The organism is Micromonospora sp. WMMC250, from assembly GCF_027460215.1.
Taxonomy (GTDB): domain Bacteria; phylum Actinomycetota; class Actinomycetes; order Mycobacteriales; family Micromonosporaceae; genus Micromonospora; species Micromonospora taraxaci.
On the sequence record NZ_JAPZBJ010000002.1, the window covers coordinates 4,372,153 to 4,397,899 of the forward strand.

General features: G+C 70.8%; 22 protein-coding genes. 9 read left to right on the top strand and 13 right to left on the bottom strand.

Annotation, left to right across the window (positions count from 1 at the left end; genetic code table 11):
- Positions 1–24: 24 nt before the first annotated feature.
- Both O3438_RS19575 and O3438_RS19580 read right to left on the bottom strand, forming a co-directional pair.
- A complete protein-coding gene (locus O3438_RS19575; protein ID WP_269681299.1) occupies positions 25–1,281 on the bottom strand; it encodes an MFS transporter in 1,257 nt (418 codons plus the stop codon).
- The gene (locus O3438_RS19580; protein ID WP_269681300.1) at positions 1,278–1,988 is read right to left on the bottom strand and encodes a siderophore-interacting protein; all 711 of its coding nucleotides are present in this window, start codon (positions 1,986–1,988) and stop codon (positions 1,278–1,280) included. Before O3438_RS19580 ends, O3438_RS19575 begins: the two co-directional genes overlap by 4 nt.
- An 81-nt stretch (positions 1,989–2,069) precedes the next feature.
- Between O3438_RS19580 and O3438_RS19585 the strand changes: the two genes are divergently transcribed.
- Positions 2,070–2,630 (top strand): GNAT family N-acetyltransferase, encoded by a 561-nt coding sequence (locus tag O3438_RS19585; RefSeq protein WP_269681301.1) that lies wholly within the window; start codon positions 2,070–2,072, stop codon positions 2,628–2,630.
- Positions 2,631–2,648: 18 nt separating this feature from the next.
- On the opposite strand, the gene O3438_RS19590 is transcribed toward O3438_RS19585, so the two are convergent.
- Genes O3438_RS19590 through O3438_RS19600 form a run of 3 tightly spaced genes read right to left on the bottom strand, consistent with a single transcriptional unit; the run spans position 2,649 to position 5,908 of the window.
- A complete protein-coding gene (locus O3438_RS19590) occupies positions 2,649–3,350 on the bottom strand; it encodes a hypothetical protein (RefSeq protein ID WP_269681302.1) in 702 nt (233 codons plus the stop codon).
- A complete protein-coding gene (locus O3438_RS19595) occupies positions 3,351–4,040 on the bottom strand; it encodes a DUF305 domain-containing protein (protein ID WP_269681303.1) in 690 nt (229 codons plus the stop codon).
- Positions 4,037–5,908 (bottom strand): sigma-70 family RNA polymerase sigma factor, encoded by a 1,872-nt coding sequence (locus O3438_RS19600; RefSeq protein ID WP_269681304.1) that lies wholly within the window; start codon positions 5,906–5,908, stop codon positions 4,037–4,039. The genes O3438_RS19595 and O3438_RS19600 overlap by 4 nt, the downstream gene beginning before the upstream one ends.
- A gap of 372 nt (positions 5,909–6,280) precedes the next feature.
- On the opposite strand from O3438_RS19600, the gene O3438_RS19605 reads away from it, so the two are divergent.
- Complete coding sequence (locus O3438_RS19605) at positions 6,281–7,087, top strand: RNA polymerase sigma factor SigF (RefSeq protein WP_269681305.1); 807 nt, start codon at positions 6,281–6,283, stop codon at positions 7,085–7,087.
- Between the two features lie 6 nt (positions 7,088–7,093).
- Here the strand turns inward: O3438_RS19605 and O3438_RS19610 are convergent, their stop codons facing one another.
- From O3438_RS19610 to O3438_RS19625, 4 genes are all read right to left on the bottom strand, one after another.
- Positions 7,094–8,161, bottom strand: coding sequence for a DUF2855 family protein (locus O3438_RS19610; protein ID WP_269681306.1), 1,068 nt, complete (start codon positions 8,159–8,161; stop codon positions 7,094–7,096).
- Positions 8,162–8,229: 68 nt separating this feature from the next.
- Positions 8,230–9,480, bottom strand: coding sequence for a PP2C family protein-serine/threonine phosphatase (locus tag O3438_RS19615; protein ID WP_269681307.1), 1,251 nt, complete (start codon positions 9,478–9,480; stop codon positions 8,230–8,232).
- Between the two features lie 122 nt (positions 9,481–9,602).
- Positions 9,603–10,634, bottom strand: coding sequence for a medium chain dehydrogenase/reductase family protein (locus O3438_RS19620; protein WP_269681308.1), 1,032 nt, complete (start codon positions 10,632–10,634; stop codon positions 9,603–9,605).
- A gap of 90 nt (positions 10,635–10,724) precedes the next feature.
- The gene (locus O3438_RS19625; RefSeq protein ID WP_269681309.1) at positions 10,725–11,267 is read right to left on the bottom strand and encodes a TetR/AcrR family transcriptional regulator; all 543 of its coding nucleotides are present in this window, start codon (positions 11,265–11,267) and stop codon (positions 10,725–10,727) included.
- Between the two features lie 129 nt (positions 11,268–11,396).
- Between O3438_RS19625 and O3438_RS19630 the strand changes: the two genes are divergently transcribed.
- Complete coding sequence (locus O3438_RS19630; protein WP_269681310.1) at positions 11,397–11,906, top strand: winged helix-turn-helix transcriptional regulator; 510 nt, start codon at positions 11,397–11,399, stop codon at positions 11,904–11,906.
- Positions 11,907–11,916: 10 nt separating this feature from the next.
- Here the strand turns inward: O3438_RS19630 and O3438_RS19635 are convergent, their stop codons facing one another.
- Positions 11,917–12,798: a helix-turn-helix domain-containing protein gene (locus O3438_RS19635; RefSeq protein ID WP_269681311.1), complete on the bottom strand. Its 882-nt coding sequence runs from the start codon at positions 12,796–12,798 to the stop codon at positions 11,917–11,919.
- A 131-nt stretch (positions 12,799–12,929) separates the two neighbouring features.
- Here O3438_RS19635 and O3438_RS19640 point away from each other — a divergent pair, with 131 nt between their 5' ends.
- Entirely contained in the window at positions 12,930–13,796 is an 867-nt protein-coding gene (locus tag O3438_RS19640; RefSeq protein WP_269681312.1) for an oxidoreductase, read from the top strand.
- A gap of 6 nt (positions 13,797–13,802) precedes the next feature.
- Here O3438_RS19640 and O3438_RS19645 read toward each other — a convergent pair whose 3' ends face one another.
- Complete coding sequence (locus tag O3438_RS19645; protein WP_269681313.1) at positions 13,803–15,272, bottom strand: MFS transporter; 1,470 nt, start codon at positions 15,270–15,272, stop codon at positions 13,803–13,805.
- A gap of 170 nt (positions 15,273–15,442) precedes the next feature.
- On the opposite strand from O3438_RS19645, the gene O3438_RS19650 reads away from it, so the two are divergent.
- The 3 genes from O3438_RS19650 to O3438_RS19660 all read left to right on the top strand — a co-directional run bounded on the left by O3438_RS19650 (position 15,443) and on the right by O3438_RS19660 (position 18,532).
- Positions 15,443–15,922 carry a winged helix-turn-helix transcriptional regulator gene (locus tag O3438_RS19650; RefSeq protein ID WP_269681314.1) on the top strand — a complete coding sequence of 160 codons (480 nt, stop codon included), beginning with the start codon at positions 15,443–15,445 and terminating at the stop codon, positions 15,920–15,922.
- Between the two features lie 115 nt (positions 15,923–16,037).
- Positions 16,038–17,057, top strand: coding sequence for a hypothetical protein (locus O3438_RS19655; protein ID WP_269681315.1), 1,020 nt, complete (start codon positions 16,038–16,040; stop codon positions 17,055–17,057).
- 224 nt (positions 17,058–17,281) lie between these two features.
- The gene (locus O3438_RS19660; protein ID WP_269681316.1) at positions 17,282–18,532 is read left to right on the top strand and encodes an HNH endonuclease signature motif containing protein; all 1,251 of its coding nucleotides are present in this window, start codon (positions 17,282–17,284) and stop codon (positions 18,530–18,532) included.
- Between the two features lie 83 nt (positions 18,533–18,615).
- Here O3438_RS19660 and O3438_RS19665 read toward each other — a convergent pair whose 3' ends face one another.
- The gene (locus tag O3438_RS19665) at positions 18,616–19,365 is read right to left on the bottom strand and encodes a serine/threonine protein kinase (protein ID WP_269681317.1); all 750 of its coding nucleotides are present in this window, start codon (positions 19,363–19,365) and stop codon (positions 18,616–18,618) included.
- 233 nt (positions 19,366–19,598) lie between these two features.
- Here O3438_RS19665 and O3438_RS19670 point away from each other — a divergent pair, with 233 nt between their 5' ends.
- Positions 19,599–22,613 carry a S8 family serine peptidase gene (locus O3438_RS19670; RefSeq protein ID WP_269681318.1) on the top strand — a complete coding sequence of 1,005 codons (3,015 nt, stop codon included), beginning with the start codon at positions 19,599–19,601 and terminating at the stop codon, positions 22,611–22,613.
- 96 nt (positions 22,614–22,709) lie between these two features.
- A complete protein-coding gene (locus O3438_RS19675) occupies positions 22,710–25,220 on the top strand; it encodes an ATP-binding protein (RefSeq protein ID WP_269681319.1) in 2,511 nt (836 codons plus the stop codon).
- 32 nt (positions 25,221–25,252) lie between these two features.
- On the opposite strand, the gene O3438_RS19680 is transcribed toward O3438_RS19675, so the two are convergent.
- Positions 25,253–25,681 carry a hypothetical protein gene (locus O3438_RS19680; RefSeq protein WP_269681320.1) on the bottom strand — a complete coding sequence of 143 codons (429 nt, stop codon included), beginning with the start codon at positions 25,679–25,681 and terminating at the stop codon, positions 25,253–25,255.
- Positions 25,682–25,747: the final 66 nt, after the last annotated feature.

Consider the following 25,747-nt stretch of genomic DNA (forward strand, 5'->3'; position numbering starts at 1 on the left):
GCCTCCGTCGACCGCCGACAGTGGTCACGCCACGGCCTTCACACCGTCCGTCGTCGGCTGCTCCGCCGAGTCGGGGGCGGCACCGGGAACGGGCGGAAACCGCCGCTGGTGGGCCAGGCCGAGGACGACTCCGGCAACCACCAGCACGATGGCGGCGACCGCCACCGCCGGGTAGCCGACCCGGTCGGCGGCCGCGAGGCCGATGGACGCGGCCACGAACGAGCAGACCAGGCCGAACGACGACAGGACGGTGAAGTCGGTGCCGCCGGTGTCCGGGCGGGAGTAGTCCATGTTGACGGTGTAGAGCACCACGTTGGCGATCGTGTAGGCCACCATGAAGCAGCACAGCGCGACGACCGTCGCACCCAACGGCGCCCGGCCGTTCATCAGCGGCAGCAGGAGCAGCGTCGACACCGTGAGGGCCGCACCGCCGACCACGAGGACGCCGCTGCGCCCGAACCGTCCGATGCCCAGACCGGCGACCAGACCGGCGACGATGGCCGGCACGCTGATCACCACCCCGGTGACGACGCCGATCCGGCCCAACGACCACCCGGCGTCGACCAGGGCGGGCGTCACCAGCGCGTACGCCATCCCCGCCCCGACGTAGACGAGCGGCACCACACCGAACGTCCACCACCGGCAGCCCGGCTGGCCGAACACCGACAGCAACGCCCGGTAGGCGGTGCCGATCCCGGCCACCCGATCGGTGCGGGGTGGCTCCCGGAACCGCCACACCACCAGCAGGCCAGCCGCCGTCATCGCGGCCAGCAGGCCGATCGCTGGCACCCAGCCGAACTGGTCGTAGACCAGGACGCAGGCTCCGCCGCCGAGCAGGTTGCCGAGGTAGCTCGCGGCGACCTGGATCCCGTTACCGGCCCCCCGGCTCGACTCGGCGAGCATCCGGACCGCGACGGCGTCCACGGCGATGTCCTGCGTGGCGGAGAAGAAGACGTACGCGGCGCAGATCGCGACGATCGGGCCGAGCGCGTCGGCCGGGTCGGAGAACGGCAGCAACGCCAGCAGAGCGAGCACCAGGGCGCTCTGGAGCACCAGCAACCAGGAGCGGTAGTGACCCCGGTGCCGCGAACCGTAGCGGTCCAGGATCGGCGCCCAGAGGAACTTGACGGGCCAGATCAGGCCGACGATCTGCAGCAGGGCCAGGGTGTCCAGCGAGGTGCCGCCGTCGCGCAGGATGGCGGTCAGACCGACGGTGATGAAGCCGACCCCGAGGTACTGCGTGACGTACAGCGCGGTCAGCGTGCCGAGCCGGCCCTTCATGCCGCTTTCCAGTAGCCGAGGGAGGTAACCCGGTCCTTGTCGACTCCCAACGTCCGCCGGATGTGCCGGGTGATGCCACGGGTCGTCGCGGCCTCGCAGGCCACCCAGTAGTGCCCCTCGCCGCCGGTGGGCAGTGCCGCGCAGACCGTGTCGACGAGGTGTTGGCCCCCGTCACGCCGGGGGACCCAGGTGACGTCGTGGTGCGTTCGGGCGCGCGGCGCGAGAGCCTTCTCGCCGTCGTGGGCGTACTCCAGCCAAACCGTCGCCGGGATGTCGGCGCCGGCGTCGAGCAGGCTGTTCACGGCGGGCAGGGATGCCGCGTCGCCGACGAGGTAGAGGTGCTCGGGCGCCGGGTCGGGCAGCTCGAACGCGCTGCCCTGGACCGTCGCGCTGATGGTGTCGCCGATCTGGGCGGTGGTGGCCCAGCGGGCGGCGCAGCCGTCGTGGATGGCGAATTCGAGGGTGAAGCGGCCGGTGACCGGGTCGGGGTCGACGAGTGTGTACGCCCGCTGGTGCGCCCGGCCGTCGTTGTCGAACCACAGCCGGATCCACATCGTCGGGTGCACCCCGCACGCCTCCAGCAGGCCGCCGCCGTCGAGCAGGAGCCGCTGGTAGTGACCATCGATCGACTCGGTGCCCAGCACGGTCAACCGAAAGTCCCGGCCGCCCATGGCCTTGAGGACCAGGGCCTCCCAGTTCCGTTTCACGCACCCCTCCAGGTAAGGTCATCCTTGGTTAGGGGAGGTTAACCTAAGTTGCGTCCTGGAAGGAACAGAGGACAGCGCCCGATGACGTACCTGGAGAAAGTCGCCGGTCTCGGCGAGCTGTCATTGGTGACCGTGGACCCCGACCGCCACGCCGCACTCCTGCACGGCTGGGTGACCCTTCCCCGTAACTCGTTCTGGGGCATGGGGTCACACACAGTGGACGAGGTGCGCGAGATCTACGCCTTCGTGGACAGCCTGCCGACGCACCACGCGTACCTGATCATGGTCGACGCGGAGCCGGTCGGCCTCTTCCAGACCTACCAGCCCGAGGCGGACCCGGTCGGCGAGCGCTACCGCGTCCAGCCCGGCGACGTCGGCATGCACCTGCTGCTCAGCCCGGACCGACGTCTGGCCCGCGGCCTCACCAACGTCGTCGGCCCGGCCCTCGCCCGCTTCCTGTTCCGTGACCCGTCCGCCCAGCGGATCGTGGTCGAGCCGGACGTGCGCAACCACCTCGCGCTACGCCGGCTGGAGATCGAGGGGTTCACCTTCGACTCGGAGATCGACATGCCCGACAAGCGGGCCCAGCTCGCGTTCCTGACGCGCGACCGGTTCGAGGCGGACCACCCCACACCGGCCTGAGCACCTGGGCGGCGGGCGTCAGCTGTTGGCGCTCCAGAAGCCGATCAGGGTCGCGGTCCACCAGCCCACCTGGGAGACGGTGGCCGCGACGACGCCGGCGAGCAGAGCCGACCAGGGCGGAGGGCCGTCCAGGGCGGTGAGTCGGTCCCGGACACGGCCGAGGAACAACCCGTTGACGCCCACCGCCAACACCGCGAGCAGCTTGACCCGGACCAGCCCGGACGACGTGTCCGGGCCCAGGGCCGCGCCGCTGACCAGGAGACCCACCAGGCCCAGCCAGATGAGCAGGTGCACGCCGCGTGCGGCGGTCAGCACGTTCCCGAGCGACTCCCGGCGGAGCAGCCAGCGGAGGCTGATCCAGTCCACCGTCAACACCGCGCCGAAGCCCACCACGAGGCAGGTCAGGTGGCAGAAGAGTGCGACCATCCGCCAACCCGGGGAGAGGCTGAGGTGCGGCGCGACAAGGATCGCGAACAACCACCCGGCACTCATCGTCAGGATCGAGGCGACGATCGCGGTCCGCCCGGCGGCGCGGCGATGACCACCCCGCCACCGCGCGGTCGGCGCCGAGGTCGCCGTCGTGACCGCACCCCGTGGCGACGAGGTCCGGGTGCGGTGTGTCGCGCGCCGAGCAGGACGGACGACCGGCGACACCTCGGCACGGTGGGCCGCCGGTGACGCCCGGGTCGGGGTACGGACGACGGCGTGCAGCTCGGGCACTCAGTCGACCCGCGCAGCGCCCGGCCGGCCGTCCAGAGCGCTCAGCTCGGTGGCCCGTGTCTGCTGGATCCGGCCGGCAAGCGCCTTCAGCTCCGGGCTACCGCCGGCGGTCTGTTCGCCCCGGCACAGCACCACCGTCTGCGCGAGGTGCGCCCGCAACAGGGCAGCCGCCCGGGACGGCACCTCGGCGTCGGGCGTGGCTCGCAATTCGTCGAGACTGGCAGCGGTGACCATGCCGGGCATCTGATGCCCCTCGTGGATGTTCAGCTCCGGAACGTTGCCTGCGGCGAGGATCCCGCGCAGGTCCCGCAACTCGGCCTGGTGCGCCTGCCGGAGGTCGTCGAGAAGGGCCCGCAGTGACGGGTCGACTCCCGTCGGCCGCGTGTCAACGTGGTCGATCAGCGCGAGCGCGCCCTCGTTCATCGGGATCAGCAGTTGGATGAAGGCGTCGTCGGTGCCGTTGAGCACCACGGGCACGGTCGGCACGGCGGCCGGCGAGGCGGCCGTCGTCGACGGAACGGCAGCCGCTCGGTCCGCCGCTCGGTCGGCACGGCCCCAACTCTGGCTGAGGCCGACGGCCAGTGTCGTCGCGACGAGGGTCGCGACGACACCGACGATCCGCCAGACACGGCCGTCGACCCCGGAGCGTCCGGCGGTGACCGGCGACTCCACCGGCGCGGGCCCGCTCAACGGGCGGCCTGGAAGGCGCGGCCGACAGCTGTCGTCTGGGTTCCGCTGCTGAACAACCCGGACCGGTCCCTGTCCGTGGCCGGCAGGCCGAACCACGCGTAGCGCTGCACGTAGGAGAGCTGACCGAGCATGGCGGTGGCCGCCGTCAGGAAGGCCGCCTGCTGTTCCTGGCCGGGGAACTGCGCACCACCGCCGTCGAAGCGGATCAGGGCGAACTCCGTCAGCCAGATCGGTTTGCGGTACCGCTGGTAGACGGCCTGGAGGTACTGCCGGAGCTGGTCGACCGCGGCGGCGGTCGCGAAGTCGGCACCGAACCAGTGCACGGTGACGAAGTCCACCCGGTGACCTCGGGCCTGGGCGCCGGTCATGAACCGGTCGAGCCAACCCTGCGGATCGGCCGCGCCGACGGCGACCGCCGGGCTGCCCAGTCTGCTGCCCGTCGCCATCAACTGCGGCCACAGGTCCAGTGCCTGCTCGACGGTCATGTTCGCCTGCTCGGGCATGTCCGGCTCGTTGAAGGTGAGCAGATCCGGCCCCGCCGCCTTCGCCCTGGCCAGTTCCGGGGCGGTGACGTTCTCCGCGCTGCGGATCATGGGCACGAACGTGACACCCCTCGGGGTGCTGATCCCCGGGTGCTGGGTGCCCCAGGTGTAGTACCAGCCGGCCTTCGAGGCCGCGAGCGCCTGGCTGGCTCCGGCGAAGTTCCACACTCCGACGCCCTTGCGGGCGGAGCTGACGGCCGGGACGACCGGGGCCTTCGACGAGGGCCGTGCGCTCGGTGACGGAGCGACGCTCGGCGGGGCGGCGGCGGTCGGCGCCGCGGACGGCGGAGCGGCCCAGGAGGGTGCGGACGGATCGTCCGGCAGGATCACGACCGCCATGGTGATGGCCAGGACAGCCGCGGCCACACCTGCGGCCAGCGATGGAACGAGGCCCCGGGGCCGGTTGATCGCGAGGTCGACGACACTGGACCCGCCGCCCGCGTCGGAGGGTGGGGTCGGCCCGGCACCGGGTGCGCCTGTCGGGCTCGGCGGCCCGACGACCTGCGCGGCGGCGGTCGGCGCGGCCGTGCCCGGGAAGTGGGCGCTGAGGCCCGCCGGCAGCGGCAGCATCGGCAGGCCGGCGAGCAACCTGTCGATCGGCAGCAGCGTGGAGCCGAGTTGCCCGCACACCGAGCAGTCACGGACGTGTCGGGCCAGTCGCTTGCGCCACAGCGGGCTGGGCGTGCCGTCCCACTCGGCGGTCACTGCCTGCAGGTCGGGGCAGCCCGGTCGGGCACGCAGCGCGCGTACGACGCCGCGGGCGCTCTGGATCTGCTCCTTCATGCGGTGGATCCGCACCGCGACGTGCCCCGGTGACAGTCCGAGCGCGTCGGCGACCTCGTTACGGGCGATCTCGCCGGTCTCCTCCAGCCACCACAGCGACAGCAGCTCCTGGTCGTCCGGGTCGAGCCAACGGGTCGCCTCGGCGACCTCCCGCCGCTGGTCGGTGAGGCCGAGCCGGAGGATGGTCATGCCAGCGAAGTCGGAGGCGGGGTCGGGCACGTTGTGGATCGCGTCCAGCCCGGCGTCGCGGTTGAGCGCGACGCGTCGGCGCTGTTCCCAGTCGCGCACCTGACGGATGGCGATCGCCACCAGCCACGATCGGTACGCCGCCGGGTCGTTGAGCGCGGGGAGGTACCTGATGACCCGTACCAACGTCTCCTGGACCACGTCGTCGACGTCGGCGTGGCCGCGCAGCGCACGCCCGACGATGTTGTAGACCAGCGGTAGCGAGGCCGCGACGACGTCGTCGAGCGCGCGCTGGTCGCCCTGTCGGGCCGCGACGACCAACCCGGCATCGGGTAGTGCTCGACCGGCTGGCGACATCTGCGTCACTCCTCGTGTGCTCGTCCGCGCGGCGCCCACGCTGCGCGTTGACCGCCCTCAGGATCGGAGACTGGCAGCGTCGGGTCGGATTACAGAATTGTCGGGCTGCCGGAGGGCCGAAGGCCACCCAGGGCCGCAGGCAGCGGGTCGAGCGACAACCGCCCTCGCGGCATCGTACTTTCGGCTAGTAAATATTCAGTCTTTCGGGTAGCGTTCACGTCATCAAGTGAACGACATGACGCGGCGGTGAGGCCCGTGATCGTGGCCTTGCGACAGCGCACCCTCGCCCGCACGTGCGCTCCGGCGGCAGCCGGTTCGGAGATGTCTTCCGGTCGATCCGATCGTCGGGCGTCTGCGGGAAGGACCACCCCCATGGCCAGCATCGTCGGAACAGCGACCAGCACTCTCCTCCACCGGCGGAGCAGTGACCAGAGCCCGGACGACCTGCTGGCCACCATGGCGGCGACCCCGGCCGACGACCCTCGCCGCCCAGCCCTGCGGGACCACGTCATCGAGGCGTGGTTGCCGCTCGCCCGGCACCTGGCCCGCCGCTACGCCGGGCGGGGCGCCGCCGACGAGGACCTGACCCAGACCGCGTCGGTCGGGCTCATCAAGGCCGTCGACAACTTCGACCCCAGCCGGGGCATCGACTTCACCGGGTACGCCATCCCCACCATCATCGGCGAGATCAAGCGGTACTTCCGGGACCGCACCTGGGCAGTACGCGTTCCCCGCCGCCTCCAGGAGCTACGTCTGTCGATCAGCGCGGCGAACAGCACCCTGACCCAGACCCTGGGCCGCTCGCCGACGGTGGCCGACATCGCGTCCTACCTCGACCTCTCCGAGGAGACCGTGCTGGAGGGGTTGGAGGGTGCCCGCGCCTACCGGGCCACGTCACTGTCCACCCCGATCGGGGTGGACGGCGACCGAGAACTCTCGGACACCCTCGGCGGCGACGACCACGAGTTCGACCTCGTCGAGATCCGGGTCGCCCTCGGCCCGGCCCTCGCCACGTTGCCGGAGCGGGAACGCGAGATCCTGAGCCTGCGCTTCCACGGCAACCTGACCCAGGCCCAGATCGCCGACCAGGTCGGTGTCTCGCAGATGCACGTCTCCCGACTGATCACTCGATCGCTGGCCACGCTGCGTCGCCATCTCTCCGACGACAGCGACTTCTGAGACCGCTCAGAGTTGGACGACGCGGCCCACCCGCGGCGGCGTACGACCCCCGAGCACATCGAGCCACGCCTCGCGGAGGGCCTCCGGACCCACCCCCACCTGGACGTCGAGCCACCCGCCCACGACAGCGGTGAACCGTTGCCAGGCCTCGGTGAACCGTCCGTCGAGACCGTCGCGGCCCCAGTCCTGGCTGCGCTTGCGCATCTGGACCGGCGCGAAGAACACCTCCTCGGCGGCGTCGGCGTTCGGTGTCTGGTTGGTGAGCCCTACCGCGATGTCCCGGACGAGCCGGTCGCCGAGGTGCCGGCGCAGGGTGGCACGGGTCGAGGGCGCGCCGGACAGGTCGAGGTAGACGGTCGGGACGGCGTCGACACCGTCGATGTCGTCGTACGAGACGACCTCGTCGTAGCAGCCCAGCGACCGGGTGAAAGCCAGGTTGCCGGGCGACGTGAGCCCGACGAGGCGCGGCCCGCGACCGCGCAGCTCGAACGCGGCGGCGTACGCGGTCTTGCTCGACGCCGACGACACGAGCAGTGACTCGGCGCCGTAGAAGTCGTTGTCGACGACCTGGTCGGCCAGCATGAACGAGGTGAAGAACAGCGGCCGGAACAGGATCAGCAGGTCTTCCTGGTCAGGCCGGTACGCCGGGTCACCGCTGGTCGACCGGTACGCGTTGTACGGCGACGGCAACTCGGCCCGGTGCGGGCTCGCGTCGCGGAAGCCGGAGCCGTCCACACGGTCGGGACGCACCAGCAGGTGACCCGCGGGCGGCAGGTATCCGTAGACCCGCTGCCCCACCTCGACGCCGGCAACCGTCGAGGCGACCACCTCGGCGAAACCCCAGAGCGGCGGCAGGCCCCACTGTGGCCTGAGCCCGCGGGACGCCGGCGGGAAGAACTCCCAGTAGCGCATCGCGTCGCCGAGAACCGCGTAGGTCACGTTGTTGGCGGTGACTCCGACGCGATTCACCCGCAGCACGGCTTCGCCGTCGGCCGCGACCGGCGCGGCACCGTCGACGAGCGTTGTCTGCCCGAGGTCGTCACGCGTCACCGCGAAGGTCCATGAGTCGGCCATGAGGTGACGCTAGACACGACCACGAGAGGAGACAAGTGCACTGCGAGTGCAAAATCCCACTCGCTCGGTCAGTAGCGGTTGGCGGCCAGATCGCGCAGGTGCGCCAGCGGCAGGTGCGGCGGTCGCCACTCCACGAAGAGCGCCGTGGCGTCGTCCTCGAGCGTGTCGTCCTGGTATCCGACGACGGCGCGTACCAGCCGACGCATCGTCTCCGGGCTGGGCAACTTGTCGTTCAGGGCCCGATTGACGAAGTCGACCAGCCGGTCCAGCCCGAACTGCTCCCCGTCGGCGCTGCGCGCGTCGGTGATGCCGTCGGTGTAGCCGAGGATGCGGTCGCCCGGGTGCAGGTCCTCCACGTGCACCCTCGGGCGACGGGGTGAGAGGTGGCCCAGGCCGAGCGGCAGCGCGGTCGGCCCCGGAAGCTCGCGAATGGCCTTGCCGTCGCGCAACAGCATCGCGCCCGGATGACCCGCGTTGATCATGCTCAGTCGACCGGTCCGGCGGTCCAACTCGGCGAGCAACCCGGTCGCGAAGAAGTTCGGGTGCTCGGATCGCACCCACCTGTCGATGCTGATCGCCGTGTCCACCAGGCCGAGGCCACTCCGGCGGGCGTTGCGGTACGCGCTGACGACGAGTGAGGCGATCGTGCTCGCCTTGATGCCGTGCCCGCACGTGTCGAAGAGCCCGATGCTGAGCACGTCGTCGTTCAGCGCGTAGTCGAAGATGTCGCCGCCGACGTCGTAACACGGTTCGAGGATGGCGGTGATCACCAGGTCGTCGGTCGCGAAGGTCAGCGGCGGGAGCAGGCCCCATACGATCTCGGCCGCTACCTGCATCGGGAGACGACGCCGCATCCGCTCGACCACGTCACCGTAGATCCGGCGGTTGACCAGGATCTGAGCGACGTTGACCGCCACCTCCCAGGCGGGGCCGTCCATCGTCTCGGTGGCGGCCTCCGGCGAGACGATCTCCAGCACACCCATCCGCTCGCACCCGAGCAACAGGGGGACCCAGATCCGATCGGGGTTCTCGGGCGCGCGCTGGATGTCGAGGGTGGTGAAGGCCCGGCCGGCGAGGGTCGTCTCGACCGACTGCTCGGCTCGGACCAGACCGTTGCCGAGCAGGGGCACGAGGAGAGACTGCGTGTAGTCGGCCAGATAGATGACGATCTCACTGGCGTTGATGGAGGGAGCTGCCCGGGCGACCAGCTGGGACAGCTCGTCCGGCCCACCTCGGGGCGCGTTGAGCTGCAGCCAACGCACCACTTCGCCGACGTCGGCCACGCCCACCTCCCCGTGTCGTACCCACCGTAGGAGCACGGTGGCGTCCCTGTCACCGGCGGTCGACCTGGTCGCGGCGAACAGCGCGACAGCCCGTCGCCTGCCGACAGTAGCCGGAGCGGCGCGGGCTGCCGCACCAGCGCCCTCGACGGGCTCTCGGGTCAGGGTTCGAGCACCACCTTGCCGGCCCGACTGCGGGTCTCGGCGAACACCAGTGCGGAGGAGACCTCGGCGAGCGGGTATCGGGCGGCGATCTGCGGCACGATCACTCCCTGCCGCAGCAGGTCGAGCACGATTCCCAGGTCGCCGCGCAGGCGACGCCGGAACGAGGCGCGTCGAGTGAGGCTGCCGGCCCAGAAGTTGTAGAAGCCGGCCCGGTGGCCGTTCGGCAACACGTTCCAGGTGTAGAGGCGGGCCAGCAGCTTCACGAAGACCCACAGCACGGACTGCCCGGTGCCCACCGCGGCGGCGTTGCCGTAGACGACCAGCTTGCCGCCGGGGGCGAGCAGACCGTAGGAGGTGCGGACACCGGGCCCGGCGACCGGGTCGAAGATCGCGTCGACGCCGCCCGGGGACAGCTCACGGACCCGTGCGGCCAGGTCCGGATCGCGGTAGTCGAGTGGTTGGACGCCGAGGTCGCGCAGGTCTGCGTGGTGCCGCGCGGCGGCGGTGCCGATGACCCGCAGGCCGAGGTGGCGGCCGAGTTGGACGAGCACGGTTCCGACGCCACCGTTCGCGCCGTGCACCAGGATGGTCTGCCCGGCCCGCAGGTCCGCGCCGCGCAGCATCTGCCAGGCGGTCACTCCGTTGACCACTACGGTCTCGGCCTCGGCGGGATCGAGGTCCACCGGTACGGGGGTCAGGACGTCGACGTCGACGAGCGCGTGGGTGGCCCAGGCGCCGGTCTTGGTGACCGCCGCCACCCGGGTGCCGACCAGCGAGTCGTCACCTCCGGGGCCGACGGCCCGGACCGTGCCGACAAGGTCGTAGCCGGGAACGAACGGGAACTTCGGCTGGCCGGGGTAGAGGGCCCGGCGCATCTGCTGCTCGGCGAACGAGATGCCGGTGGCCTCGACCTGGACGAGGGCCTGCCCCCGGGCAGGTACGGGCATGGCGCGTCGGTGCAGCTGGAGCCCGTCGGGCTCGACCACGCCGGGCAGCACCACTTCGGTGACCGTCGTGTCGGTGGTCATCGTTTTCTCCTCTTGTTTGTAAGTGTTCACTCACACACTTGTGAAGTCCGAAAAACGGGCCGCCGGCGCGGCCCACTGTCGAGGGTCGGATCAGGGGTGGCGGATGCCGGCGGTCAGGGCGCGAGCCCACGGCTCCGGCACCTGCTCCAGACCTGCGGTCACGATCAGGTGGCAGAGCTGCCCGTACGCGAAGAACTGCTGCACCTGCGCGTCGCTGGCACCGGCCCGGTCCTGCACGAAGGTCGCGACCCGGCGGTAGCCGGCGCGGACCGCCTCGGCGACCTCGGGAATGTCCGTGACGGCCTGCGCCTGGACTTGGAAGAGCAGCAGGTCGCGGTCGGCGATCAGCTCGGCGTAGGCACCGCCCATCGCGTCGAGCACCTCCTCCGGGCTTCCACCCGCGGCACGCTCCGCCCCCGCCTCGATCGCCGTGGCGATCCGTTCGAAGCACGCGCCGGCAGCCGCCACGAACAACCCGAGCTTGCCGGAGAAGAGTCGGAACACGTACGCCTCGGAGATGCCGGCGGCGGCGGCCACGGCGGTGACCGGCGTGGCGTGGAAGCCGGTGCGCGCGAACGCCGACACGGCGGCGTTCAGGACGGTGACCCGGCGGGCCTCGGCGGTCGATCGCATGTTTGTAAGTGTGCACTCACAAACAATGACTCGTCAAGCCCGCGCTCAGGGAAGTGCACGCCGTATAGTTACTTCTGAAAAAGAACCTACTAGCTTCGGCGCTAGCACCCACTCGGGAGAGGCACATCGGTGGCAGGGAAGATCCGGCTGGAGGACCGTGAATGCCCGCTGTCCACGGCACTCGGCTACGTGGGTGAGTGGTGGACGCTCCTGATCCTGCATGACGCCTTCGACGGGTACACCCGGTTCGATCAGTTCCAGGCCAACCTGGGCGCCTCGTCCAGCATCCTGACCAGCCGACTCAAGACGCTGACCAGCCAGGGGCTGCTCGAACGACGCCGCTACCAGACCAGACCCGACCGCTACGAGTACGTCCTCACCGAACTCGGCCGCAGTCTGCGGCCCGTCGTCGTCGCCCTCGCCGCCTGGGGAAACTCACGCCTCGACCCGAGCGAGCGCAGCATGATCCTGGTCGACCGGAACACCGGCGTGGAGGCCGACCCGGTGATCGTGGACCGCAGCACCGCCCGCCCGCTCGACGACGCCGACTTCGTCTTCGCCGCCGGCCCGGCCGCCAGCGAGACGATGCGCAAGCGATACGAGCACCTCCCCACCCAGACGACCGCGCGCCAACGCTGACCGGCCACGCTCACTCCAGCGGGTAGAGACGGGCCGGATCGCCGGGCCGGAGGCTGTCCGGGACGTCGTCGGCCCTGCTGGCGGCGATCGAGCCGAGCAGAGCCAACGAGCGCGCCGACTCCGTACCGGGCTCCGCGTGGTAGATCACCAGCAGCTGCCCGTCGGCGCCGGCGACCGCCAGCTTGTCGCAGTACAGGTCGAGGTCACCCACCTCCGGATGGTGGAGTCGGCTGATGATGCCCTCGCGGCGACGCACCTCGTGGCGTGCCCACAATCGGCGAAAGCAGTCACTCTTGATCGACAACTCCCCCACCAGCGCGGCCAGCCGCGGGTCGTCCGCGTCTCCGGCCGAGTCGGCACGCATCTGCCCCACCACGCTCTGCATCGCCTGCCGCCAGTCCCGGAACAGGTTCTGCTCGGCCTCGTCCAGGAACACCGCGCGGAGCCGGTTGACGCCCGGGGCGAGATTCGGCGACAGCGCCCTCGCCATCGGGTTCGAGGCCAGGATGTCGAGATAGCGGTTCTGCACGAACGCCGGCATGGAGAGCTGCCGCAGCAGGTGCAGGATGCTGGCCGGCACCCGCTCGGCGGACGGCCGCGCCGCCCGACGCGAACGCACCCGGGTCAGCCCGATCATGTACGCGGTCGCCTCCGGGTCCAACCGCAGCACCCCGGCGAGCGCATCGAGGACCTGCACCGAGGGGTGCCGTTCGCGACCCTGCTCCAACCGCAGGTAGTAGTCGGCGCTGATGCCCGCCAGCATCGCCACCTCCTCGCGCCGCAGCCCCGGCACCCGGCGCAGACCCACGCCCGGACCGAGCCCGACGTCCTCGGGTCGGATCTGCTCCCGACGGGCACGCAGGAAGTCGCCGAGCTGGTTGGTCGCGTCCATGTCCTCGACGGTAGGCCGCTTCAGCGACCGGTGACTGGTCGTGCCACTACCAGGAACGACTCGCCCTGCCGGCGAGACGACTGCCGGCGCACAGTCGCAGCTGACCACTGCGATGACGGATCGAGGACGACATGAGCGAGAACCTTCCCGGCGGCCCACTGACCCTGGCCGACGGCCTCACCATGAGCCGGATGGGTTACGGGGCGATGCAGTTGGCCGGCCCCGGGGTCTTCGGCCCTCCCCGCAACCGTGAGCAGGCGCTCGCGGTGCTCCGCGAGGCCGTCGCCCTAGGTGTCCGGCACATCGACACGAGCGACTTCTACGGCCCGGTGGTCGTCAACGAGCTGATCCGGGAGGCCCTGCACCCGTACCCCGAAGATCTGCACCTCGTCACCAAGGTCGGCGCGCGGCGCGGCGACGACGGCTCCTGGATTCCGTCGCTGGCCCCGGCGGACCTGAAGGCCCAGGTCCAGGACAATCTCCGGCACCTCGACCTGGACGTCCTCGACGTGGTCAACCTGCGGGTGGGCATGTCGGAGAGCACCATTGACGCGCCCCTCGGTGAGCAGTTCGCCGCGCTGGCGGAGCTGCGGCAGCAGGGCCTGATCCGGCACCTCGGGCTCAGCGGCGTCACGCTGAACCAGCTCGCCGAGGCCCAGGCCATCGCACCGGTGGTCACCGTGCAGAACCTCTACAACCTCGCCAACCGACAGGACGACGCCCTCGTCGACAGGTGCGCGGCGGAGAACATCGCGTTCGCCGCGTTCTTCCCGCTCGGTGGGTTCACGCCGCTGCAGTCCGACACGCTCGACGGCGTCGCCGCCCGAGTGGGTGCCTCGCCGCAGCAGGTCGCCCTGGCCTGGCTGCTCCAGCGCTCCCCCACCACCGTGCTGATACCCGGCACGTCGAGCGTGGCGCACCTGCGGGAGAACATCGCCGCGGCCGACCTGAAGCTGCCAGCCGACGCGATCGAGGAACTGGACGCACTTGCCGCCTAGCCGGCTCTAGTGTTCGTGAGGCCGGTTGCGGATCACGGTGAGCGCGAGCACGGCGGTCACCAGGAAGACGATGCCGTTGATCCGCAGGCCCGCCTGGACACCAGAGGTCAGCGCCTCGGCCAGCGCCGACCGGACGGGATCGGGCAGTGGCTGGTCGCCGGTGACGCCAGCGGCCACCGCCGCCTGCACGGCCGTCCGGGTCGGCTCACCCACCTGGTGGGCGGCGAGCCGGTCCGGGAGGTCGGCCAGCATCGTGGTGGTGAGCAGCGTCCCCAGCAGCGACGAGCCGATCACCGAGCCCACCTGGCGGGCGGCGTTGACCGCGCCGGAGGCCATGCCCGCCTGGGCGGGCGCGACGCTGGCCAACGCCGCCGCCGTGGCCGGGGCTACCACCAGGGCGCTGGCCGCGCCGAACAGCGCGAGCAGTGGCCAACGCTGGCCGAACGGGGTGGTCGGACCCTGGGCGGCCAGCCCGAAGCTGGCCAGGGCGCCGAGGACGAGGCCGGCGGTGAGGGGCGCCTTGAATCCGGTACGACGGATCAGCCGCCCGGCGCCGAAGGCCGCAGCCGCGTAGACGCCGAACAGCGCCAGCATGCGCCAGCCGGTGTCCAGCGGGCTGAGTGCCTGCGCCCGCTCGTGGAACAGGACCAGCAGGATGGCCACGCCCGTGAAGCCGAACAACGACACCGCGGCGACGACCATGACGGCGCTGAACGAACCGGACCGGAACAGCCGTACGTCGAGCATCGGCGCGCTGGTGCGCAACTCGACCAGCACGAACCCGACGAGTGCCACGGCCGCCGCCACCCAGGCGGCCACCATCACCGGGCTGGTGTAGCCGTCCTTGCCGCCCTGGATCATCGCGTAGACGGCGGCGGCTATGGCGACGGTGCCGAGCAGCAGGCCCGGTACGTCGAGTCGGGCGGCACTCGGCCGGGACTCGGCCACTCCGATGGCGGCGACGACGAGGGTGACCACACCCAGCACGATCGTCGACAGGTAGACGCTGTGCCACTGGTAGTGCCGCAGCAGCGCGCCGGCGATGAGCGGGCCGACCGCGAGCCCGATGCCGGAAGCCGCGGACCACGCGGTGACGACCTCGGTACGCCGGTGCGGGTCGGTGAAGGTCGCGCCGAGGATCGCGAGGCTGTTGGGCAGGATCAGGGCCCCGCCGAGGCCGGCGACCAACTGGCCGACGATCACCCAGGCAGCAGTGGGGGCACCGGCCACCACGGCACCTCCAACGATCATGGCGATGACGCCGGCGCCGAACATGCGCCGCCGTCCGTAGCGGTTGCCCAGCGTGGCGGCGGACAGCACCATGCTCGCCACGACGAGGGTGTAGGCGCTGGGAATCCAGATCACGGTGGTGGGGTCGATCCGAAGGTCCCGCTGCATGGTCGTCAGGGCGGAAACGGTCGCGGTGATCTGAAGGAACGTGATCATCGCGCCCAGACACGTGGCGATCAGGGTCATCGGGCGAGAGCCGCGGAGCGACGGCCGCGCGGCGGCTGGCGCGATTGTTGCGCTGGTGGTGGTCACTGGCGTCCTCGGTGCTGGTCGGGCTGACTTGCATCTGCATAAGCCAGCAGCGTCCCAGTGAAACACCTGGCTAGCGCTGACGCAAGTCAGGTAGGCTGGACCACATGGAAGACCTACGGGAAGATCGCGACTCCTGGTCGACTGCGAACTGCTCGGTGGCCCGGGCGATGGACATCGTGGGCAGCAGGTCGACCGTCCTGATCATGCGTGAGGCACTGCTCGGCACACGCCGCTTCGACGACTTCGTCCGCCGGGTAGGCGTCGGCGAGCCCGCCATGGCCGCCCGCCTCAAGGAGATGGTCGCCGCCAACCTGCTCGAACGGATCCCCTACCGGGAGCCGGGGCAGCGCACCCGCCACGAGTACCAACTCACCCGCAAGGGCCGCGAACTCCTGCCCGTGATCACCGCACTGCGTAACTGGGGTGACACCTGGGCCGCCGACGAGGCCGGCCCGTCCGTCACCTCCACCCACCGCAACTGCGGAGAGCCGGTACGCGCAGTGCTCCGCTGCGCAGCCGGCCACGACGTGGAGAGCGGCGACATCGACGTCAACGCCGGGCCGGGAGCAATCCGACGCGCCTGACGCGGCGGCAGGGCCGCCACGATGAGCAGGGCCGCAGCAGATGATGACTGCCGATGCCTGACTGTCGGAGCCACGAGGCTGGCGACGCTCGCTCCGATGCTGACAAGCTGATCGGATGCGTCGGATCAAAGCGGAATGGGTGCGTCGACTCCCGGAAATGCAACTGGATCGCGTGCTTGCACCACGGTCGCTGGGGCCGGTGGTCAGATACCACCTACTCGACCGAACGGTGAGCGTGCTGGATGAGCAGTTGCAGCCGAGCAAGCGGCTGTCCTTGGACGTGCCGCCCACGGCAGAGCTTCTCACCGCAAGTCCGGACCTGGAGACTATCGTCGTCACTGACACCCGTCGGGTCATCATCATGGCGGCGGGCCGACAGATCCCGGTCGAGGTTCCGGCGGCCGACTCTGCCACACTGCTGCCGGGCGGCCGTCTACTGGTCACCGCGCCGACCCTCGAGCGGCTTGAACACAAGGGTCGCGAGTACGACGCCAAGGGCGAGCACCTGGTTTTCCTGGTGGATTCAGGCTCGGGACACGTTCTGGACCGGGCCGTCCTCGATGCGGTCGACGCCAGCATGACCACAGTGCCTCATCCGCATGATGGGTCGGTGGTCCTGGACGCGGCGATGGGTCAGGACGGCGCTTTGATCTATGTCGCTCGGGTGCTGAACGACAGGATCAAGGTGCAGCCTGTCGCCGAGGACGTCGTCGCGGCGGACTTCACACCGTCCGGAGATCGTCTGCTGCTTATGCCTCACCCCAGCTTCGACAACAAGGTATCCGTCCTGGAGTGGCCAAGCCGGCGTCCTCTCGCTCAGCGCCACGCGGACGATCTGGCGACCGACGACTTCGCATTCGACCTGTACGGATGTTTCCTGAGCGACCGACGGATACTCCTCAAGACCTACGAACACGGGCTGTTGCTGTGCACCGGCGAACTCAGCCCTGTGGCGTGGATCAACCTAGATCCGCCCACGGAATCGAACGACGTGAAGGCGACGGTGCCCGGCGCCACAGAGGCCGTATTCGGTGTCGCAGAGGACGTGTTCGCCGCCGACATCCGGGTCGGAAGAACCCTTTCCTGGAACCTTTGGCGAATCCCGCCCTCGGGAGTCGATGCAGATGTCACCTAGAGGGTGAGCCTGGGCGTTGCGCCACGACGGCAGCCGTTTCGGCAGCTGAGGATGCGGCGGGCACGCGGTGGATGCGGCGGGCACGCGGTGCATCGATCAATACTCCCGAGCACACACCCCTGCCGAGGTCACTGGATCGCGTGCTGCGCAATCAGCTACGTAACCGCGACACTGAGTCGACCATGATGACTGAAAGTGTCGTACACCTGTTCTAATCTTTGGTCATGGTGGAGGAGTTGGCGCAGGCAGACGACGCGGTCGCTGCCTGCGTCGACGCCGCCGCCTGGCCTCTCACCGAGCATGAACTGGTCGCCGCGCTCGACGCCGCGCACCGCCTTCAGCAACGCCTCGCCGCCGTCACCCTGACCCTGGTCCGTGAGATCGACGGCCGCGGCACCGCCCGCACCCACGGCGCCTCCACCACCGCCGTGTGGTTACGCGAACGCCTGCGGATGACCGTTCCGGCCGCGCGCCGCCTGGTCGACCTCGCCACCGCCCTGGACACCGGCAACCCCGGCATCCGACAAGCACTGGCTGACGGTGCCATCAACCTGGACCAGGCCCGTGTCATCGCCGACACCGTCACCACCGTGCACAGGTCAGCTGACGCCGAAACCGCCGAAAAAGCCGTCGGCGTCCTCGTGGAATGGGCCGGGCAGTTCGACCCCACCCTGCTGCGTCGCGTGGGCACCCGGATCCTCGACCACGTCGCCCCCGACCTCGCCGACGCCGCCGCAGCAGCGGCACTGGCCGCCGAGGACGCCCGCGCCACCCGCGACCGACACCTCACCCTGTCCACGCAGACCGACGGTCGCCTGCGGCTCACCGGCATCCTCGACGCCGAGGCCGCCGGTCTGCTGCGCGCCGCCATCGACCCACTGAGCGCACCCACCGGCCCGGATGACACCCGCAGCCCAGGGCAACGCCGCCACGACGCCCTCAGCGACATCTGCCGACTCGCCCTACGCACCGGCGACCTACCCGAGCACGGCGGCGACCCCGCCCAGATCGTCGTCACCACCAGCTACGACACCCTGACCCGGCAACTGGGCGCCGGCGCCCTCGACATCGGCCTCCACCTCACCCCCGACACCGTGCGCCGGCTGGCCTGCGACGCCACCATCCTGCCCGCCGTCCTCGGCGGCACCAGCCAGGTCCTTGACGTCGGCCGACAACGCCGACTCGTGACCGGTGCGTTGCGTCGGGCGCTGGTGCTGCGCGACGGCGGATGCGCCTTCCCGGGCTGCGACCGCCCACCCCGCTGGTGCGCCGCGCACCACATCCGGCACTGGGCCGACGGCGGCCCGACCAACCTCGACAACGCCGTCCTACTCTGCGGCCACCATCACCGACACCTCCACCACAGCCAGTGGACAGTCCGCCTCCGCGACAACGGGCGCCCCGAGTTCATCCCGCCCGCCTGGCTCGACCCCGATCAAATCCCCCGCCGCAACCACTACCACCGACGAACGTAGGCCGATCGGCAATCGCCCGAGCGCCCGAGCGCCCGAACCGACGCTCAACTCGGCAGGCCAGCGCAGCCGCACGGTCGAGGGCGTCAGGTCGCTGCCGAGCGCCAGGCGCGGACCAGCGCTGGCACGTCGGCGTACCGGGCGGTGGGCATCTCTCTGGTTGCCCGCTCCACGACCCGACGCTGCTCGCCGTTGCCCCGCCAGCCCTTCGCAGAGTCGAGAAGGTGGTCCAGGGTGCGGCCGAGCAGGTGCACTGTGGTCCGCTCGTCGATCACCGCGCCACGGACGAACTCCTCCGGTGCCATGTAGCGGCGAGAGCCGGGAAGGCGGTCAGCGTCGAGCACGAACGGCCCGGTCCGGTACTCGTCGAGGTCGATCAGCCGCATCCGACCGGTGGAGAAGTCGTACAGGAAGCAGCCGTCGTAGAGGTCGACAGCGACGAACCCGGCGGCGCTGACGGCGAGATGGGCGTCGAGGATCGCGTCGAGCGCCGCCTCCACCTGTGGCACTGGCAGTTGCTGGAATCGGGCCAGTCCTCTGCGGTCGGCACCGTGGGCTGTGGCGTGGTTCAGGACGTCACCGTCGTACCAGGGGTAGACGAGCGTCGGAGCGGCTGGCCCGTGGCATGTCCGCACTGGACGGACGATCACCGGGTGCCGGACCGCGGCGTGCAACGCGCAGGCGCGGTCGAGGGACGCGCGGCCGGTGGCCGTGGTGGCCGTCTTGACGAACCAGCGCTGGCCCGCCTCTTCGACACCGTAAGAGCGACACCCGGAGCCTTGGGCGTCGAAGACGACGAAGGCCGTCTCGATCGACGGCACTGACAACCGACGCATCAACACCCCGAATCAGCTCCCAAATGACGCGCAAAGTACCCGTTGTGTTACGAGCTTGTTTCCGACGTTACGGACAGGTTACGGGCGCTTCTCGATGATCGTTACCGCTCCTAGGTTTCGGCCACCGTCATCAGTCGTGGCGGCCGGCACCGAACGTGGAGGCAAACGACGTGCCACAAACGAACGCACATCGGACCGGACGGGCCAGGCGCGGGGTCAGCATGCTGGCTGCCGTGGCGCTGACCGCAGCCGGCCTGACCAGTCTGCCCGGCAGCGCCGCCGCCGCACCGACGAACAGCGGACCGACCGCCCGTTACCTCGTCCAGCTCGACGAGGAGCCGCTGGCCACGTACACCGGTGGTGTTCCGGGCATCGCGGCGACCAAGCCCACCGACGGCGCGAAGCTGAACCGCACATCGGGAAGCGCCAAGGCGTACCGCGACCACCTGCGCCAGCAGCGCACGTCAGTGCTGGACCGGGTCGGCGTGCCGGCCGAGCGCACCCGCGTGACGATGGAGACCGCGTTCAACGGCTTCGCCGCCGACCTGACCGGGCCGCAGGCCGCCCGGCTACGTGCCACGCGCGGTGTGCGGGCGGTGTACGAGAGCCGGAAGGTGCACGCGGCAACCTCACACACCCCTGACTACCTGGGCCTGACCGGCAAGGGCGGGGTGTGGAAGAAGGAGTTCGGCGGGGACTCCCGCGCGGGCGAGGGCGTCATCATCGGGGTCATCGACAGCGGCTACTGGCCGGAGAGCGCGAGTTTCGCGCCGCTGCCCAGCCCTCGCCCCGACCAGGCGATCATCGACGCCAAGTGGAAGGGCACCTGCGACGTCGGCATCGAGGCACCTGTCACCTGCAACAACAAGGTGATCGGGGCCCGCTGGTACAACGACAGCGGCATCGCCGACGCGTTCCCGGACGACTACTCCTCGCCCCGTGACCGCAACGGTCACGGCACCCACACCGCCAGCACCGCAGCCGGCATCCATGGCGTACGGGCGACGTCGGGCACCCAGGACCTCGGAATGATCTCCGGCATGGCGCCGGCTGCCCGGCTCGCGATCTACAAGGCGCTGTACGACAACGGTGCCGGTGGCGCGACCGGAACCGACATCGACATCGTGCACGCCATCGACGACGCGGTCGCCGACGGTGTCGACGTGATCAACTACTCGATCGGTGACGACACCGAACAGTTCGGCGCTGTCGACGCGACGTTCTTCAACGCCGCCGCCGCCGGGGTGTTCGTCGCCGCCGCCGCGGGCAACTCCGGACCGTTCGCCAACACCGTCGACAACTCGACGCCCTGGCTGACCACTGTGGCCGCGAGCACCACCGACCGGCAGAACACCCGCAAGCTCACCCTCGGCAACGGCACGACCATCGCCGGCGTGGGCATGGGCGAGACCGGTGTCGGCCCGGCCCGACTGGTCTTCGCGAAGGACAGCGCGCTCGACCCCGACGGCGCCTACGGTGCCGGCCTCTGCGCCGACGACACGTTGGACCCGGCCAAGGTGAAGGGCGCGATCGTGCTCTGCGTACGCGGGGAGATCCCCCGCACCGACAAGAGCATCGAGGTGGCGCGGGCCGGCGGCGTCGGCATGGTGCTCTACAACGAGGAGCTGAACTCCCTCAACGCCGACGTGCAGACGGTGCCGACAGTGCACATCAACGAGGTCGACCTGGCCACCGTCACCGCGTACGTCGCCGCTGGCAACGCCACCGCCACCATCTCGCCGAGCAGGCTGGAGACCGTCGAGGCCCCCGCCGTCGCGGCGTTCTCCTCGGCGGGCCCGTCGAACCTGAACGCCGGTGAACTGCTCAAGCCGGACATCAGCGCGCCCGGTCAGGACATCGTCGCGGCGTTCTCCCCGTCCATCGGCGGGAACGACTTCGCCCTGGAGTCGGGCACCTCGATGGCGGCGCCGCACATCGCCGGTATCGCCGCGCTGCTGCTCGCCAAGCACCCCGGATGGTCGCCGGCCGCGGTCCGCTCGGCGCTGATGACCAGTGCCGTCGACAAGACCGACAAGGGCAACCCGATCAAGATCGGTACGTACGACGCGACTCCCCTGAACTACGGTGCCGGCCAGGTGGAGCCGGGCAGCGCCTTCGACCCGGGCCTGGTCTACGACTCCAACCAGCAGGACTGGATCAAGTACCTCTGCGGGGTGTCCGCCGACCGGGGCAGCGACTACGGGCTCGGCGACCTGGACGGCTGCGACACGATCGGCGCTATCGACACCGCGCAGCTCAACTACCCGTCCATCTCGCTGGGTCGGATGGTGGGCAAGCAGAGCGTGACCCGCACGGTCACCAACGTCAGCGACAAGACCAGCACCTACACCTCGTCGGTGCAGGCCCCGCCGGGCTACAAGGTCAAGGTCACCCCGGCGAAGATGCAGATCCGTCCCGGCCACAGCGCCCGCTTCACGGTCGAGGTCACCAACACCGGCGGCGCATTCGACACCTGGGCGGACGGCTCGCTGACCTGGCGCGACCAGTTCAAGCACGAGGTACGCAGCCCGCTGGTCGTGCACAACTCCGGACTGGTGACCCCCGACGCCCTCACCGGCAAGGGCACCTTCGGTAGCGTCCGGATCCCCGCCGAGGTCGGCTACAAGGGTCAGCTGATCTCCCAGGTCTCCGGCCTGACCTCGGGTACGAGCACCGCGGTGACCCTGAAGGGTGACGGGCCGAGCTGGGACTGGAGCACGTCGAACAACCTGCCGGTGCCGCTGCCCGCGTCGATCAGCAGGACCACACTGCACGTACCGGCCGGCACCCGCAGCCCGGAGATCCACGTGACGTCGGCACGACCCACCTGCTCCCACATCGACTGGGAGGACGAGGAGGGCGTGATGGAGTGCACCGAGTTCAGCCTCAATGTCTACGACACGTCCGGGAAGTTCGTCACCGCCACGGCCAGCACCCGGATCGGCGCCAAGGTCAGCCTGCCGGACGGTGCCGGTGACTACATCGTGGTGGTCGAGCAGGAGTTCACCGAGAACATCAAGGACGGCGCCAACGCGTACACCATCACCAGCTACCTGCCGGGGGCGCCCGGCACGTCCACCGGCCGGTTCACCGTCGACCCCAAGCAGCGCACCGTGCAACCGGGTACGACGGCGAACCTGACAATGCGCTGGGTCGACCTCGCCCCGGGGCAGCGCTACGTCGGAGTGGTGGAGTTCCGCAACGGTGACGGCTCGCTGAAGACCGTGCCCGTCACCATCCAGTCCTGACCGCTCCCCCACCCGGCGGATCGGCGTGTGACCCAGGTCACTGCCGGTCCGCCGGACCATCGGCGCCATCCGTGGAGGTGATCTGCTCGGCGCACGGTGATCGACGGCGACGATGACAAGACGCGGGGCGGCGGGGGCCCAACTCCCGTCCGCCCCGAACGTCTGCGTGGACCCGTCGAGTTCGTCGGCCGAGCCTCCGAACTGGCCCAGCTCCGCCGGCTCGTCGAAGCCCCACCCTGCCTGATCCTGCTGGAGGGTGAACCCGGGATCGGCAAGAGCCGGTTGGTCGCCGAACTGCTCACCGGACTTCCCGGGCACCACGTGGTCGGCGAGTGCGACGACGTACCGGAACCCTTCCCGCTCGGCGTACTCCTGGACGCGATCCGGGGCAGCGCCGACCGGCTCGGTGCGGTGAGCCCGGTCGCCGGCGCTCTCGCGCCGCTGCTCCCCGAACTGGCCGACGTGCTGCCGGCCGCGCCGCCCCCACTGACCGATCCGGCGGCCGAACGACACCGGCTGATCCGGGCCGTCGCCTCGGTGCTCGCCGCGCTGAGCCCCGCCACGCTGCTCCTCGAAGACCTGCACTGGGCCGACCCGGCGACCTGCGAGTTCCTCGGCTACCTGGCCGCCCACCCGGTGGACGGACTGGCCGTGGTGCTGACCGCCCGCACGGCGGCGCCCGGAGGCAGCACGCCCATCCACGACGCGTTGGCCCGGACCCCACCATGGAGCGTCACCCGGGTTCCGCTCGGTCCACTGGACGCCGACGACGTACGCCGACTGGCCGCCCGGACCCTGCGGCTCGACGACCCTCCGCAGCAGCTCACCACCACGCTGCTCGACCGGACCGCGGGCATCCCGTTCGTGGTGGAGGAAGTGCTGCGTACGCTCGCCGAGCGCGGCGGTGACCCGTTGGCGGACGACAGCGTCCCGTTCGTCCTGCGCGACGTGCTGCTCTGGCGGCTGCGCCCGCTCGACGAGGGCACCCGGGAGGTGCTCGGGGCCGCTGCGGTGCTGGGGATGGCACCGGACCAGCGCGTTCTCGCCTCGACACTCAACCTGGACCGGGTGACTGTCGGCTCGGCGTTGACCGCCGCCCACCGGGCGGGACTGCTGCACGACAGCGGGGACGGTCTGCGGTTCCGTCACGACCTGGCCCGACAGGTGGTGTACGACCTGGTTCCCCGGCCGAATCGCGAGTGGCTGCACCTGCGGGTCGCTCGGGTGCTGGAACAGGAGTTACCGAGGCCTGTCGCCCAACTGGCGCACCACTATCGGTTGGCCGGCAGCGGGGCCGACTTCGTCCGCAACGCCGAGGCTGCCGCCGACCTGGCCACCGAACGCGGCGACGACGCGACCGCCGCCAGCTTCCTGCTCCAGACCATGGACGTCGCCGAGCTTCCCCGACCGGTGCGGGTTCGGCTCGCCGCGAAGCTGGGCCGGTCGGCCATCGACGGGCTCAGCCAGGCGGAGGCGATCCCGGTGCTGGAGCGGCTGCTCGCCGACCGACGGCTGCCACCCGGCGCCCGGGGCGAACTGGGCCTGGTGCTCGGGCGCATGCTGCGTCAACAGGGCGAGGCGCTGCGGGGGTACACCGAGATCGAGCGGGCCGTGCCGTACCTGCGCGCACCGCGCCGCAAGGCCCCGGCGCTCGCGGTGCTGGCGGCCCCGGACACCGTCGTCGGCCGGCACGTCGACGACCACCTGGCCAGGTGTACGGAGGCGGAGAGCGCCGCGACGGCCAGCGGCGACCCGGCGGCACACCTCGCGGCCCGGATCGCCCGAGCGTCGCTGCTGTTGGAGCTGGGCGACCCGGCAGCCTGGTCGATCATCACCGAACTGCGCGCGTCCGCCGCGTTGGCCGACCGACCCAGGGAGCACGCCCGAGCCTGCCTGAACTGGGCGCAGGGCGCGTTGCACGCCGGGCATCCGGAGCAGGCCGAGACGCTCCTGGCTGCCGGTCGGGCGTTGGTCGACGAGACCGGGTACGAGCGGCTGACCGCGCTGGTGGAGGCGACCGAGTTGTCGCTGAGCCGGGCCGCCGGGAGGTTCGACGGGCTGGCCGAACGGCTCACCCGGCTGGTCACCACCGCCGAACGGATGCCGGTCACCCTGCTGGACGCGCGGGCCGAACTGGCCACCGTGCTGGCGCTCACCGCCACCGCCGAACGAGCTGGCAGCACCGGGGGGCACGACAGACCCGACAGCCGCACCGAGGGACGCGCCGGGCTCGGCGACAGCGGCAGAGGTCGCGACGAGGTGGAGTCGGCCGAGCGGGCGCTGCGCGAGGTGGTCGCCGACGCCCGCCGGGTGGGCGCCGTCTGGCCGCTGGTGCAGGCACTTTCGGCGCTGGCCCGACTGACCGTGGTGGGGCGGCCGGACGAGGCGGTCCGGCACGCGACGGAGGCGCTGTCAGTGGTGCGCGGCAAGGGCATCCTGGCGTGGGCTGCCGACGCGGTGCTGGTGCTGGCCGAGGCCGCAGCCGCGGCGGGTGAACCGGCCCGGGCCGCGGCGGCCGTCGCCGAACTGGAAGCCGGGATCGCCGGCCGTGACACGCCACTGGCCCGGGCCGCCCTGCGCCGGTGCCGCGACCTCGTCCCGGCCTGAACCGGCGCCGCGCACCAGCGGCCTACCCGGTGTCAGCGGACGATCCGCACCACCTGTTCAGCTCGGCCGTACTCACAGTTGGCGCCGGGGCAGGCGGAGAGCCACACCAGCAGCAGCGCCTCGCCGGTACGGAACGGAACACCAGCGACATCGGCCGGGAAGAGCGCCCACAACGGTTGGGGCTGGCCGGTGCAGGTCCAACCGCCGGGATGCGGCTCGGACGCGTAGGCGATGCGGTTCCCGACGGCCTGGGTGATCGTGGCAGTCAGCAGGCTGCCGTAGGAGCCCTCGTCGCAGGTCACCTGGTAGTCCAGACGCACACCGGCGCCCTTGGCCACCAGGGTCACCGAGTTGATCTCCAGGGTGGGGGTGGCGGCGGCCGCCGGTGCGGCACCGACGAGCGCGAGCATTGGCAGTACGAGTGCCAGCGTGAATGCGGTCAAGCGGCGGGTGCGTGGCATCGCATGTCCTCCGTCCCCGGTGGCCCCACCCGCCCGGGGTGGACGGAGGGTGACCGCCTCCCATCA